The organism is Sphingomonas melonis (assembly GCF_013409985.1).
In the GTDB taxonomy this organism is placed as follows: Bacteria; Pseudomonadota; Alphaproteobacteria; order Sphingomonadales; family Sphingomonadaceae; genus Sphingomonas; species Sphingomonas melonis_A.
In genome coordinates, this window is the sequence record NZ_JACCBY010000001.1 from 451,723 (window position 1) to 465,110 (window position 13,388).

The window sequence follows — 13,388 nt, forward strand, 5'->3', positions numbered from 1 at the left end:
ATTCATGAACCATTTCGAGTATCGCGACGGCATCCTCCATTGCGAGGACGTGCCGATGACCCGCATCGCCGACGAGGTCGGCACGCCGGTCTATGTCTATTCGACCGCGACCTTCCGGCGCCATGCGCAGGTGTTCCGGGACGGGCTGAAGGACCTCGGCCGCATCCATCTCGCTTATGCGATCAAGGCCAATCCCAACGTCGCGGTGCTGCGCGTCCTCGCCGAGGAGGGCTATGGCGCCGACGTCGTCTCGGGCGGCGAGATGGCGCGCGCGCTGGCGGCGGGCATCCCGGCCGCGGACATCGTCTTCTCCGGCGTCGGCAAGACCCGCGCCGAGCTGTCGCGCGGGATTGACGAGGGGATCGGCCAGTTCAACCTCGAGCTGGAGGAAGAAGGCGTCGTCCTCGCCGAGATCGCCCACGCCAAGGGCAAGCGCGCGCCCGCGGTGCTGCGCGTCAATCCCGACGTCGATGCCGGCACGCATGCCAAGATCTCGACGGGGCGCGCCGAGAACAAGTTCGGCGTGCCGATCGACCAGGCGCCGGCGATGTTCGATCGGCTCGCGCCGCTCGACGGCATCGACCTGTGCGGGGTCGCCTGTCACATCGGCAGCCAGCTCGCCGACCTGTCGCGGCTGGAGGAGGCGTATCGCCGTATCGGCCAGCTCGTTGCCGACCTGCGCGCTGTCGGCCACACGATCAGCCGCGTCGATCTCGGCGGCGGCCTCGGCGTGCCGTACAAGCAAGGCGACGTGCTGCCGAGCCCGGCCGACTATGGCGCGATGGTCGCGCGGGTCACCGAAGGCTGGGACGTCGAGCTGATGTTCGAGCCCGGCCGCGTTATCGCCGGCAACGCCGGGGTGCTGCTGACCGAGGTAATCTGGGTGAAGCCGGGCGTCACCAACCCCTATGTCATCGTCGATGCGGCGATGAACGACCTCGCCCGCCCGGCGCTGTACGACGCCTGGCACGACTTCGACGCGGTCGCGCCGAGCGGCGAACGGATGACCGCCAACATCGCCGGCCCGGTGTGCGAAAGCGGCGACACCTTCGCGATGGGCCGCGATATCGATGCCGTGAAGAGCGGCGACCTCGCCGTGTTCCGCACCGCCGGCGCCTATGGCGCGACGATGGCCTCGACCTACAACAGCCGCGCGCTGGTGCCCGAGGTGCTGGTCGACGGCGAGCGGTTCGCCGTGGTCGCCGACCGGATCGCGGCGGAGACGATCCTCGCCGCCGAGCGCGTGCCCGACTGGCTGACGCCGGGGCGCGACCAGCGGTGACGCTGCACAGCCTGCCGCTGTTCGTGCGGCTGGCGGGCCGCGCGGTGATCCTGCTCGGCAGCGGCGAGCCGGCCGACGCCAAGCGCCGGCTGCTCGAACGCGCCGGCGCGGTGATCGTCGGTGAGGAGGCCGCCGCGTCGCTCGCCGTGGTCGCGATCGAGGATGAAGGCGAAGCGCTCGCCGCGGTGGCGCGGCTCAAGGCGCGCGGCATTCTGGTCAATGCGGTCGACCGGCCCGACCATTGCGACTTCACCACCCCGGCGATCGTCGATCGCGCGCCGGTGCTGATCGCGATCGGCACCGGCGGGGTCTCCGCAGGGCTGGCGGCGGCGCTGCGCCAGCGGCTGGAGGCACTGCTGCCCGCCGGTCTCGGGACGCTCGCCGACCGGCTCCAGGCCGCACGGCCGGCGCTGCGGCGGCGTTATCCCGACGGCGGCGAGCGGCGGCGGGCGCTCGGCGCGGCGATGGCCGCGGGCGGCCCGCTCGATCCGCTCGCAGCGGAGGCGGATGTCGCACGCTGGCTCTCCGCCGATCAGGCGCGGCCGAGCGGCCATGTCCGCATCGTGCTGACCTCCGCAGACCCCGACGACCTGACGCTGCGCCAAGCGCGCGCGCTCGCCAACGCCGATCGCGTGCTCCATCATCCCGGCGTATCGGCGGCGATCCTCGACCGGGCCCGCGCCGACGCGGCGCGGCAGCCGTGGCGGCCCGATGCGGCGTCGGACCCGGCGCCGGAGGGTCTCACCGTCGAACTGATGATGGCGTGAGCGGCTTCGGCTATCGCGTCGCCGGCGGCTCGGTCGATCGGGTCCCGGTCAAGGAGGCGCTGTCCTGCACCGCCGACTTCGTCTGGGTGCATCTCACCAGCAACGAGGGCGAGGTGCAGGCGTGGCTGCGCGACGCGGCGGGGATCGACGAATATGTCGTCGACGCGTTGACCGCCACCGAGACGCGGCCGCGCTGCGAGGCGTTCGCCAACGGCGCGCTGCTCAACCTGCGCGGTCGCTCGACCGAGGAGGTCACCTCCGGCGATGCGCTCGCCTCGGTGCGAATCTGGGCGATCAAGGGCCGGGTCTATTCGGTGACGCGCCGCGCGCTGGTCGGCATCGCCGAGGTCGAGAAGGAGGTCGAGGCGGGCGAGATCGTCGATCCCGGCGACTTCATCGCCGCGGTGGCGACCGCGATCACGAGCGATCTCGACCCGCATGTCGCCGATCTCGGCGACGAGCTCGACGATTGCGAGGAACGGCTCGACGCCAACCGCGTGTTCGACCTGCGCCGCGTCGTCACCCGCGTCCGCGTCGCCGCGATCGGCTATCGCCGCTTCCTGGCGCCGCAGCGCGCGGCGCTGGAGAAGCTCGCGACGCTGCCCGGCGCGTGGCTGGCCGAGGACGATCGCCGCCACCTCGCCGCCGCCGCCGACCGCGCCGCCCGCATGGCCGAGGAGCTGGAATCGATCCGCGAACGCGCCTCGCTGATGCACGAGGCGCTGACCGACCTGCGCAGCGAACAGATCGACAGCCGCTCGCTGATCATCTCGATCATCGCGATGATCTTCCTGCCGCTCACCTTCATCACCGGCGTCTACGGGATGAACGTCGCCGATCTGCCCTATGCGCAGGAACCCTGGGCGTTCGATGCGATCATGGGATTGTGCCTCGCGATCGCGGCGCTCGTACTCGGCTATTTTACACGCAAGCACTGGTTCCAAAAATAACTCATGCCTTCCCCTGGGGGCGGGATCATGGCGTATGGTCATTTACGGGAGCACGTCGTTCATTTCGAACGTGCTCCGTCACCCCAGACCCGTTCCGGGGTCCACTCTGCGGCGAGGGAAGAGGCTTGATCCGACGCCGTTCTCTTGCCGCCCGGTGGGCCCCGGAACAAGTTCGGGGTGACGGAGGGGCTAAGGCGAACAATCGCGCCTTATCGACGGACCGCCATGGCGATTGCCCTGCCCGTCGGAAGAGCGCCGTCGTTACGCCGCGCGTGCGATGCGCCAGGCCTCGGCGATCTCGCTGAGGCTGCTCGCCGCGTCGCGGAACGGTGTGGGGTCGAGGCCGACCGAGGCGCTGATCACGGTCTGGCGGATACCCGCATACAGTCGCGACAGCGTCATCGACACGTCGCCGCCACGCTCGAAATCGAGGCCCGATTCGAGCGCAAACAGGATTGCGGTCGCGCGGGTCACGCGCTCGCTCTTGGTGCGCAGCTGGTTGTGCTCGACGGCCCAAGCCGCCGCGCGCAGCGCCGAGATCAGTTCCTCATAGAGCAGCTGGACGAGGCCGGCGCCATGCGCTTCCGCGGTGCGGCCGACGACGTCGATCTGGCGGTACGTGGCGTAGGGGTCGCCCCGAAGTGCGGTCGCGTAGGCCATTTACTTGTCCGAATTCCAAGCCTTGATCTGGTTTTCGAGGAACGTCTGGGTCGATTTGTAGGCGGCGACCTTGCTGTTCATCGTCGAGAATTGCTGCGTCAGCCGCGTCGACATCGCGTCGGACAGCGTCGTCACCTTGCTCTGCTGCTCGGTCAGCTCGGTCTGCGCCTTGGTGTAGCGCGCCGCCGAGGCACCGAGGCCGGTGCTGCTGCTCGCCGCGGCCAGCGAGATGCCGCTCAGCGTGCTCGGCAGACCGATCGCATTGCCCGCGGTGGTCGCGAACATCGCCTCGACCTCGTCCGGGAAGGCGGCCATCACCTTGTTGAGCGTCGCGGTGTTGACGCTCAGCGTGCCGTCGCGGTTGGTCGAGACGCCGAGCTGCGCGAGGGTCGTCGGCGCGCCGTTGGCGCTGGTCGAGACGAGCGATTTGGTGGTCAGCGACTGTAGCGAACGCAGCAGCGTCTTGGCGGCGGTATCCGACTTAAGGTCGCCGGTGCTCGCATCGGTCAGCCCCTTGGCGCTGGCATAGACCTGATTGTACGTGTCGACGAAGTCGCTGACCGCCTGGGCGACGGCGCTCGTCGGACGGGTGATCGACAGCGACACCGGCCCGGTCGAGACCGCGTTGAGCTGCAGCTTCACGCCGGAGACGAGGTCGGAGATGGTGTTGCTGCTGCGCTGCACGTCGATGCCGTCGACGGTCAGCCGCGCATTCGCGGCGGTGCCGGTCAGCGTCGTCGCGGCGCCGGGGCCGACGTTGAACTGGCTGAGCGGGCTGGCGGCGTCGTCGGCCTGGAGCGTGAATGCCTGCGCGCTGCCGGTGGTGCCCTTCAGCGACAGCACCGCCTTGCCGTCGGCATCGGTGATGACGCTGGCGGTGACGCCCGCCTTGGCGGCGTTGATCGCGCTGGCGATCCCGTCGAGGCTGCCGTCGGTGACGTTGATCGAGACCGAGGTGCCGCTGGTCGCGGTGAAGTCGGTCATCGCGGTGCCGGTGCTGTTGTAGGTCGCGGTGCCCAGCTTGAGCGTCAGCGTGCCGGTGCCGATCGTCGCGCTGCGGTCGGCAACCGCGGCGGACCGTGCGCCCTGCGCCGAGGCGAGCGCGTTGACCGTGATGCTCGAGCTGAGATTGCCGACCTTGGCGCCGCTGATCGCGGTCGCGCCGAGCGCGGTCGGGTTGGAGCTGACCGGCTGCGTCTGCAACGTGCCGCTGCTGCTCAGCGCGCCGAGCGCGGTCGAAAAATTGGCGATCGTGCTCTTGAGCGTGCTCGCCGCCGAAATCTGGGCGGTGAGCGCCGTGTTGCGGCTGGCGATCGCGGCGTTCTTCGCGGCGAACTGCGCCTGCACCAGCGCGGTGACCAGCGACGCGGTGTCGACGCCCGACCCGGTGTTGAGCGAGGTCAGCACCTGCTGCGCGGCATTCTTGGTGACGCCCACGCCGGTGGTCGCCGTTGGGGTCGGCGTCGGCGTGCTGGTCATGGCAGTCGTGGTGGTCATTGTCGCACTCCGCGCTTCCCTCTGATTAACGACCGCGGCCGCGGCGGTTTTAGGGTTTCCGTGCGGTTATCTTGATGCCGTGTTCGTCGAAGCGCGCGCCCTCCGGTACGTCGATCGGCGGCTGGGCGACGCCGCCCGCCGCGGCGTTGACGTTGAAGACGAAGGCGAGGACGGTGGCGATCGCGACATACAGATCGTCGCGCACCTCCTGATTTTCGCGGCTGGTGTAATAGACGGCGCGGGCGAGCATCGGATATTCGAGCACCGGCACGCGCATCTCGCCCGCCGCCTCGCGGATCGCCAGCGCGGTCGCGCCGCGGCCCTTGGCGACGACCACCGGCACCTGATCCTGGCCGCGCTCGTAGCGCAAAGCGACCGCGAAATGCGTCGGATTGGTCAGCACGACGTGCGCCTCCGCCACCGCCTTGCGCACGCCGCCGCTCGCCATCGCCCGCTGCATCGCGCGCTGATGGCCCTTGGCCTCGGGCGAGCCCTCGGTTTCCTTGTGCTCGTCGCGCACCTCCTGCTTGGTCATGCGCAGCTTGTTGAGCAATTGCATGATCTGGATCGGCACGTCGAACAGCGCGATTGCGAACAGCCCCGCCGCCATCGCGATCATGATGCCGATGAAGGTGCCGCCGAGTTCCGCCACCGCATCGTGCAGGCTCGACGAGGTGAGGCCGAGCGTCGCGCGGCTCGACGTCCACAGCATGTAGCCGCCGATCACGCCGAGCAGCACCACCTTGAGCAGCGACTTGCCGAGCTCGATCCACCCCTGCGGCCCGAGGATGCGCTTGAGGCCGGAGGCGGGGTTGATGCGATTGCCCTTGAAGGCGATCAGCTTGTTGTTCCAGGTCAGCGAGCCGAGGCCCGCCGAGCTGATGATCGTCGCGACGATGCTGACCGCAAACAGCGTGATCAGCGACGGCAGCAGCTTCCATCCGGCCTGCTGCAACGGTCGCCACGGCGAGAAATCCTCGACATCGGTGCGATCGAACTGGAAGCTCGCCGCCATTACCGCCTTGCACGCCGCGACCAGCGAGGGGCCCGCGAAGATCAGCCAGGCGACGCCCGCCATCACCACCAGCGCCGTGGCGAAGTCCTTCGACTTCAGGATGTTGCCGTCTTCGGCCGCCTTCTGCTTGCGCTTCGGCGTCGGGGCTTCCGTCTTGTCGCTACCCTCCGACATCAGCCGTTCACCAGGCTTTGCGTCGCGGCGAGACCTTCGCGGACGATGACGAGCATATAGTCGCCCATCGCCGGGAAGGCGACGGCGAGCGCGATGACGCCGACCGCAAGGCTGGCCGGCATGCCCACCGAGAACAGGTTGAGCGCCGGCGCGGCGCGGCTGACCATGCCGACGATCAGGTTGAGGCAGAGCAGCAGGAATCCGACCGGCAGCGCCAGCAGCAGCCCGGCGAGAAAGGCATAGCCGCCGAAGAAGGCGATCTGTTTCAGCCGCTCGGGCGCGATCCAGCTGCCCGGCGGCATCGTCTCATAGCTTTTCACCAGAAGCTCGACGAGGACGAGATGGCCGTCGACCGACAGGAACAGCAGCGTCAGCATCACCGAGAAGAACTGGCCGAGCGCCGGCGTCGAGCGGCCGTTCTGCGGATCGATCGACGAGGCGAAGCCGATCCCCATCGATCCGCCGATGATCTCCGACGCGATCATCGGCGCGGCGAAGGCGATCTGGAGGATGAAGCCGATCGCGGTGCCGACCAGCGCCTCGGCGGCGATTGCCAGGAAGGTCGCCACCGCGAAGATCTGCGCGGGCGGCACGATCGGGTGGACGTTGAGCACGAAGATGCCGATCGCGCCCGACAGGCCGACGCGGACGGGCAGGGGGATCGCCACCGCGCCGAACACCGGCGCGACGATGAACGCCGCGCCGATCCGCACCATGACGAAGATCAGCGCCCAGAGCTTGGGCTCGATGGCGAGGCCGAAGCCGAGCATTATGCGCCGATCTCTGCCCGCGAAACGATTGCCACGATTGCCGTGTCACCCCGGACTCGGGTCCACGCCGCGGCGAGGCGAACGGCCGGGGCCCCCAGCCGCGCGCCTGCGGATGAGTGGCCGCTGGAGCGAGTCCGGGGTGACGAAGAAGCGGCGGCGACGGTCACTTCACCAGATCCGGGATGCGTTCGAACATGCCGACGGTGAAGTCGGTGAGCAGGCCAAGGATCAGGCTGCCGAAGATCATGATCGAAAAGGCGACGACCACCAGCTTGGGGACGAAGCTCAGCGTCTGTTCGTTGATCGACGTCGCCGCCTGGATCATGCCGAGGATCAGCCCGGCGAGCAGCGCCGGGATCAGGATCGGCGCGCTGGCCAAGGCGAGCACCCACATCGTCTGATTGGCGACGGTGAGGAAATAATCAGCGTCCATCATCGGTCCCTGGAACGTCGACCGCCAAGTGCGATCCGTTCGCCTTGAGCTTGTCGAAGGGCTTGAGTCTCACGTGCTTCGACAGGCCCAGCACGAACGGGGCAAGGGTCACGTCGCGAACGAATTGGCGAGGCTGCCCATCGTCAGCGCCCAGCCGTCGACCAGCACGAACAAGAGCAGCTTGAACGGCAGCGAGATGATCGTCGGCGACAGCATCGCCATGCCCAGCGCCATCAGCACCGTCGCGACGACGAGGTCGATGACGATGAACGGCAGGAACATCAGGAAGCCGATCTGGAACGCGGTCTTCAGCTCCGAGGTGACGAAGGCGGGCAGCAGCACGGCGAAGGGGATGTCGGCGGACGAGCTGTAGGGGCCCGATTTCGCCATGTCGGCGAACATCGTCACGTCCTTGACCCGCGTCTGCTTGACCATGAACGCGTGGAGCGGCGCACCGGCGCGCTCGATCATCTGCGTGCCGGCGAGCTGGCCGGCGGCATAGGGCTGGATCGCCTGCGTGTTCATCTGGCTGATCGTCGGCGCCATGATGAACAGCGACAGGAACAAGGCGAGGCCGATCAGCACCTGGTTCGGCGGCGTCTGTTGCAGACCCAGCGCCTGGCGGAGCACCGCGAGCACGATGACGATACGGGTGAAGCTGGTCATCATCAGCAGGATGCCGGGCAGGATCGTCAGCAGGCCCATGATGATGAGGACCTGGAGCGACAGCGACAGCGGTGCCGACTGCGTGCCCCCCGATGCGGCGCCCGAGCTAAGCTGGCCGAGCGCGCGATCGACCGCATCGCTGACGCCGGGTGCCGGCGCGGCCGGTGCCGCCGGCGCGACCTGCGCGAAGGCGGGCACCGCGATGAGCAGCGCGAGCGCGATGGCGAGGACCGCCCACACCCATTTGTGCGCACGGTCGCGGCCGCGCGTGCGCGACGGACGCGCCGCCCGGATCAGCGCCGGGCCATGGCCGTTGCGGGTTACGGTGATGCTCACCGGTCCGCCTTGTCGATCAGGGTGACGCCGCCGCGGCCGACCGAGACGAGCAGCCGCTTGCCCTCGAAATCGAGCACCGCGAGCCGCAGGCCCGGCGAGATCATCATCGTTTCCTGCACGGCGATCAGCCGGTTGGGCGCCTTGCCGGGCATCCGCGTCTCCAGCTTGCGCCAAGCGTAGAGGCAGGCGATCATCAGGCCGCAGACCAGCGGCAGCAGGATGACGAGCTTGAGGATATAGGACCAGAGCATCGGAAGCCTTCAGCCGCGCGAGGGGGCGGATTTGTCGGGGGTGACGAGTTCGGTCATGCGCACGCCGAACCGGTCGCCGACGGTGACGACCTCGCCGCGGCCGATCAGCGTGCCGTTGACGAACACGTCGAGCAGTTCGTTCGCCTGCCGGTCCAGCTCGATCACGCTCGATTCGCCCAGCGCGAGCAGTTCGCGCAGCGTGAGCTGGGTGGAGCCGATCTCCACGGTCAGCTTGACATCGACGTCCTGGAGCAGCCGGAAATTGGCGGCCACCCCCGCGTCGAGCGGGAAGCCGCCGGTCATATCGTTCATGCGTCAGGTCCTTCGTCGTCGAATCGGGCAATGGAGGTGAGGCGGACGGCGGCATGGCCGTTCGAGGTGCCGACGGTGCCCTTGCCCAGGCAGTCGCTGCCGACCATCACCGGCACCTCGGCGCCGAAGCTGATCGGGATCACGTCGCCCGGCTTGAGGTTCATCAGCATCGACAGCGGCACCACCGGCTCGGCGAGCACCGAGCGGATCGGGAAGCGCACGTTCATCGCGGCGCGGGTCAGCGACGTGCGCCAGGCGGGGTCCGCCTCCTGCTTGTCGAGTACCTTGCCGGTCAGCGTCGGCGCGTGCGGCTTGAGCGCGGTCACCGGGTAGAGCAGGTCGATGAACACCGGCTTGTCGTCGCCCGCGGCCAGGCCGAAGCGGGTGACGATCATCGCGTCGTCCGAATCGGTGGCGAGCATCGATGCATTCATCTCGACGCGGGTCGGCGTGAAGTCCATCCGCGCCAGCGGCTCCCAGGCGGAGCGCAGCGGGCCGGCGATGGCGGCGCCGATCTTGCCGACGATCGCCTCGGCGGCGGGCGAGAATTCGGCCGGCACCACCGCGGGCGCGGCGCCGGTGCCGCCGAAGAACAGGTCGAGCATCTCGAGCACGAACACGCCGTCGAGCACGCACAGGCCGGTCGCGCCCTGCGGCGACATGATCAGCGGCAGCCAGGCGGTCAGCCCGTCCGCGCGTTCCGCACGATAGTCGCCGAAGCGCTGGACGACGAGCGGCTCGGCCCAGGCGCGCACCTCGCGCCGCAGCAACGGCTCGAACACGCCGCGCAGCGCCCGCGCCAGCCGCGCGGACAGATGCTGCAGCGTGTGCAGGTCGCCGAACGGGTTGAGCTTGGTCTCGCCGAGCCGCGCCGCATGCGCGGCGGGGCGGCGCTCCCGCGCGCGTCGTTCGGATGTTGCCTCGGCGTTAACCATGGGCTCACTGAACAACGAAATTGGTAAAGTAGACGTTACTGATGCCGCCGAATCCCTCTTTTTGCTCGAGAGTTGCGTTGATTGCCTTGGCGATCCGCTGCTGCATCTGCTGCTTGCCGGCGGAGGTGAACACCTGCTCCTCGGGCGTGTCGCCGAGGGTCAGCAGTACCGCGGAGCGGATCGCGATGTCGTTGGTCTTCAGGTTCTCGATGACGGTGTCGTCATAGGGGGTCGAGATGGCGATGCCGACCTGGATGACGTGCACCGAATCCTGCAGGTTCGAGGTGAACTGCGGGTCCATGGCATAATAATTCGAGGCATATTTGTCGCCGTCGCCGCCCGACGGCGTGTGCTTGCCGCCGCTCGCAGCCGCCTCGCCGCCGCCATGGCCGCCCTCGCCGCCTTCGCCGCCCTCGCCGGGGCGCTTCTGCTCCGACTTGGGGATCAGCTTGGGGCCATGCTCTTCCGGCGCCGCGGCGTGGCCGCCGCCGATCAGGCCGCTGCTCGCCGCATAGACGCCGGCGCCGACGCCGCCGCCCACCAGGACGAGCAGCGCGACCACCATGATCACGATCTTCTTCATGCCGCCCTTCTTCTTGGGGGCGTCTTCGGGCTTGTCGCTCATCGTCTCGGGTCCTCAGGATGTCAGGCGACGCGGCCGTCGGCGGCGGCGTCGGTTTCGGGGGTGGACGCCCGCGCCGGCGAGGCCGGCTGGCGCGTGGAGGTCTGGTTCTGGCGCGGCTGCTGCTGGCCGGTTTGCGGCTGGTTCGCCTGCGGCTGGCCGCCGGCGGTCTGTGCCGCGGGCTGGCCGGTCGCGCCGCCCTGCGACGTCTGGCCCTGCGACGCCTGGCCGTTGGACTGGCCGGTGTTCGACTGGCTGGCGTTCGCCGGCGCGGCCTCGACCACGGTCTGGCCGATGCGCAGCCCGCGCTCCTCGGCGATCGCGGCGAGCCGCGGCTGCGCATCCTCGATCAGCGTGCGCGTCGTCGCATCCGCGGCGGCGAAGCGGACGTGGATCGCGCTGCCGACCGTCTTGACCGCAATGTCGATCACGCCGAGCGCATCGGGCACGAGGCGGATGCGCGTGTCATTGGCGTTGGCCGCGTCGCGCAGCGTCTCGATATGGTCGATCATCGCCGCGGGCCAGCCGTTCTGGCGGAGGTCGAGGGTCGGCTGCGCCTCGGTGATCCCGCTGCTGCCGGCGACCGGCACCGCGGCAGGCGCGGCGGTCGGCGTCAGTTCGACCGGCTCGGCGGGGCGGCGGTCGTCCTGCCCGGCGGCGGCGTGGATCGCCGCGCCGAACACCTGCGATGCCGGCGCGGTGGTGCCCGCCGCCGGCTGCGGCAGCGCTGCCGCCTGGGGACGCAGCGCGACCGTCTGGCGGCTGGTGCCGGCGACCTCGCGCACGAACGCGCGCGGTTGGGGCTGGGGCTGCGGTGCGGCAGGCACAGGGCTGGCGATGACCGGCGCGCCGGCAACCGCGACGGGTGCCACGGCGGCGAGGACGGGCGCCGTCGGAGCGGCGGCCGGCACGGGAGCGGCCGGGGGCGTGGGGACGGCCGCTGGCGTGGGGGCGGTAGCGGCGGCCGGCACGATGCTCGCCTCGGCAGTCGGCGGCGTCAGCGGCGCGTTCGACGGTGCGGTAACCGTCGGCTGCGGCGCGACAGTGGCGGGAGCCACGGCCGGCAGGGTGGGCGCTGCGGACTGAGTGGCAATCGCTGGTTGCGCAACGATGTCGGTGACCGCAGCGTCGGCGGACGCGACTGGCGCGGACATCGGTGCGGCAAGCGGTGGGGTGACGATCGGCTGCTCGACACGTGCCGACGTCGTGGCGGCTGTTGCCGTGGACGGGAGGGCCGCCGGACGGTCGAGGGCAATCGGGCGCTCCACCGGCGCCGACGAAGCTGGCGCGGCGGCGGGAGCGAGCGATGGCATCCGCGTCGTCGGCTGTCGTAGTGTCGGTTTACCCCCTGTGCCGGGCATCGAACGCACCGCGGGGCTCTGTGCCGGTGCTGCTGCGGCCACTGCGTCCGTCACGACCGCCGTTGGCTCCGGGGCGACGGGCAGAGGACGCTGGGTATCCGTCACGCGCTGTGCGGCTTCCGGCCGGGCGGCGTTCTGCCGCGTCACCGGCGCTGGTGCATCCGTGTCGCTCACCGGCGTCGGGATAGCGCTGGCGTCGCCGACGGGCGCGGTGGGCTCGGCTCCCGGCATCGGGCTCGGCGTTGCGGCGCGCGGTGCAGGCGCCGGCGTGGCGTCATCGCGTACCGGAGCGGTCGCGGGGTCCGGGTGTCGATTTTGCGCCATGGGAACAGGCGCCGCCCGCGGCGTCACTGCAACCGCACGCGTCGGCTGGGCATCGCTGGAAGCGGTCGGTACCGGCGCGGGCGCAGCGGCCGGGGCCACCTGCACGGCCGGCATGATCACGGCGGCGTCAGGTCGTGGCGGCGCCTGTACCTCCACGGCGACTGGCATGGCGGTTTCGTCGATCGGCTCGCTGGCAGGCGCGGGCGCGTCGTCCAACTCGGCGGGTGCCGCGGCAGCCGGATCGGCGAGACGCGGCACGCCGGATGGCGCCCGAGCGTCCTTGCCCGACGCGGCCTTCGTGCGCGCGTCGCGTGTGACGGGCGGCGTCTCCACACCGGGTGCCGCTTGCGGAGCTGCACCCGTTTCTTCCGTCAGCGGCCGGGTCTGCGGTGCCGCCGTCACCGGAGCCGCAACCGGCGTAATGTCCGCCACCGGCGCTGCCGTCTGCAGCGTCACGACCGTTGCGCTCGGCCGCGGCTCGGCGGGCGCCGTCGTGGCTGGCGCGGCTGCGGATCGTGCCGTGACGGGCGCGGCAATCACCGGCGCCGAGGGCCGGCCGCTCGGCGGAGTCTCGACCGGCGGGGGAGCCAGCGCCACGCCTCCGACATCCGGCGTGGTCGCCACCAGCGCCACCACCGACGCGCCATTGGTCGCCGCCGGCCGGAAACTGCGCGGCGCCGGCATCGGCACCGCGTCCGCGCTCACCGGCACCGCGGCGAGCGCCGGCGGCACCTCCAGCGGCGCGGGAACGGCGATGTTGACCGCGGGCAGCCACGCCAGCGCCGGGTCGACCGGCATCGTCGTCGGCGTCACCGTGGCGGTCGGCAGCGCCATGCCGGAAGCGGCAAAGCCTTGCCGGTCGGTCTCCCCCGGCGTCACGATCGCGGCGGGCGCGGCGGTCGGTATCCCGCCGTCCCCGCTCACCGCCAGCATCGACAGCGCGAACAGATCTCCACCGGCCGGCGACGCGCCCTTGCCCGGCTGGCCGGGGGCGATCGGAGTGACGGCAATGGCGGGGGTGATCATCGGGGCA

Annotated in this window: 14 protein-coding genes; 3 read left to right on the top strand and 11 right to left on the bottom strand. The window is 70.2% G+C overall.

Annotated features, from left to right (window positions below; genetic code table 11):
- Nucleotides 1-4: 4 nt before the first annotated feature.
- Genes lysA through HD841_RS02240 form a run of 3 tightly spaced genes read left to right on the top strand, consistent with a single transcriptional unit; the run spans nucleotide 5 to nucleotide 2,999 of the window.
- Nucleotides 5-1,282 (top strand): diaminopimelate decarboxylase, encoded by a 1,278-nt coding sequence (gene lysA, locus HD841_RS02230; RefSeq protein WP_179507246.1) that lies wholly within the window; start codon nucleotides 5-7, stop codon nucleotides 1,280-1,282.
- A complete protein-coding gene (locus tag HD841_RS02235) occupies nucleotides 1,279-2,049 on the top strand; it encodes a precorrin-2 dehydrogenase/sirohydrochlorin ferrochelatase family protein (RefSeq protein WP_373562912.1) in 771 nt (256 codons plus the stop codon). The genes lysA and HD841_RS02235 overlap by 4 nt, the downstream gene beginning before the upstream one ends.
- Complete coding sequence (locus HD841_RS02240; protein WP_179507247.1) at nucleotides 2,046-2,999, top strand: CorA family divalent cation transporter; 954 nt, start codon at nucleotides 2,046-2,048, stop codon at nucleotides 2,997-2,999. The genes HD841_RS02235 and HD841_RS02240 overlap by 4 nt, the downstream gene beginning before the upstream one ends.
- A 261-nt stretch (nucleotides 3,000-3,260) precedes the next feature.
- On the opposite strand, the gene HD841_RS02245 is transcribed toward HD841_RS02240, so the two are convergent.
- The 11 genes from HD841_RS02245 to HD841_RS02295 all read right to left on the bottom strand — a co-directional run bounded on the left by HD841_RS02245 (nucleotide 3,261) and on the right by HD841_RS02295 (nucleotide 13,381).
- Complete coding sequence (locus HD841_RS02245) at nucleotides 3,261-3,659, bottom strand: flagellar export chaperone FliS (protein ID WP_179507248.1); 399 nt, start codon at nucleotides 3,657-3,659, stop codon at nucleotides 3,261-3,263.
- On the bottom strand, nucleotides 3,660-5,156 hold the full coding sequence (gene fliD / locus HD841_RS02250; RefSeq protein WP_179507249.1) for a flagellar filament capping protein FliD: 1,497 nt from the start codon (nucleotides 5,154-5,156) through the stop codon (nucleotides 3,660-3,662). It abuts the gene before it with no gap.
- Between the two features lie 49 nt (nucleotides 5,157-5,205).
- Nucleotides 5,206-6,345, bottom strand: coding sequence for a flagellar type III secretion system protein FlhB (flhB, locus tag HD841_RS02255; RefSeq protein ID WP_179507250.1), 1,140 nt, complete (start codon nucleotides 6,343-6,345; stop codon nucleotides 5,206-5,208).
- Entirely contained in the window at nucleotides 6,345-7,115 is a 771-nt protein-coding gene (gene fliR / locus HD841_RS02260; RefSeq protein WP_179507251.1) for a flagellar biosynthetic protein FliR, read from the bottom strand. The genes flhB and fliR overlap by 1 nt, the downstream gene beginning before the upstream one ends.
- Nucleotides 7,116-7,278: 163 nt before the next feature.
- Nucleotides 7,279-7,548 (bottom strand): flagellar biosynthesis protein FliQ, encoded by a 270-nt coding sequence (fliQ, locus tag HD841_RS02265; protein WP_038664029.1) that lies wholly within the window; start codon nucleotides 7,546-7,548, stop codon nucleotides 7,279-7,281.
- 108 nt (nucleotides 7,549-7,656) lie between these two features.
- Complete coding sequence (gene fliP / locus HD841_RS02270) at nucleotides 7,657-8,550, bottom strand: flagellar type III secretion system pore protein FliP (protein WP_179507252.1); 894 nt, start codon at nucleotides 8,548-8,550, stop codon at nucleotides 7,657-7,659.
- Nucleotides 8,547-8,801 (bottom strand): flagellar biosynthetic protein FliO, encoded by a 255-nt coding sequence (locus HD841_RS02275; protein WP_179507253.1) that lies wholly within the window; start codon nucleotides 8,799-8,801, stop codon nucleotides 8,547-8,549. Before HD841_RS02275 ends, fliP begins: the two co-directional genes overlap by 4 nt.
- Nucleotides 8,802-8,810: 9 nt before the next feature.
- On the bottom strand, nucleotides 8,811-9,113 hold the full coding sequence (gene fliN / locus HD841_RS02280; RefSeq protein WP_038664020.1) for a flagellar motor switch protein FliN: 303 nt from the start codon (nucleotides 9,111-9,113) through the stop codon (nucleotides 8,811-8,813).
- Nucleotides 9,110-10,048 carry a flagellar motor switch protein FliM gene (locus HD841_RS02285; RefSeq protein ID WP_179507254.1) on the bottom strand — a complete coding sequence of 313 codons (939 nt, stop codon included), beginning with the start codon at nucleotides 10,046-10,048 and terminating at the stop codon, nucleotides 9,110-9,112. The genes fliN and HD841_RS02285 overlap by 4 nt, the downstream gene beginning before the upstream one ends.
- Before the next feature lie 4 nt (nucleotides 10,049-10,052).
- Nucleotides 10,053-10,673: a flagellar basal body-associated FliL family protein gene (locus HD841_RS02290; protein WP_179507255.1), complete on the bottom strand. Its 621-nt coding sequence runs from the start codon at nucleotides 10,671-10,673 to the stop codon at nucleotides 10,053-10,055.
- Between the two features lie 20 nt (nucleotides 10,674-10,693).
- Entirely contained in the window at nucleotides 10,694-13,381 is a 2,688-nt protein-coding gene (locus tag HD841_RS02295; RefSeq protein ID WP_179507256.1) for a flagellar hook-length control protein FliK, read from the bottom strand.
- Nucleotides 13,382-13,388: the final 7 nt, after the last annotated feature.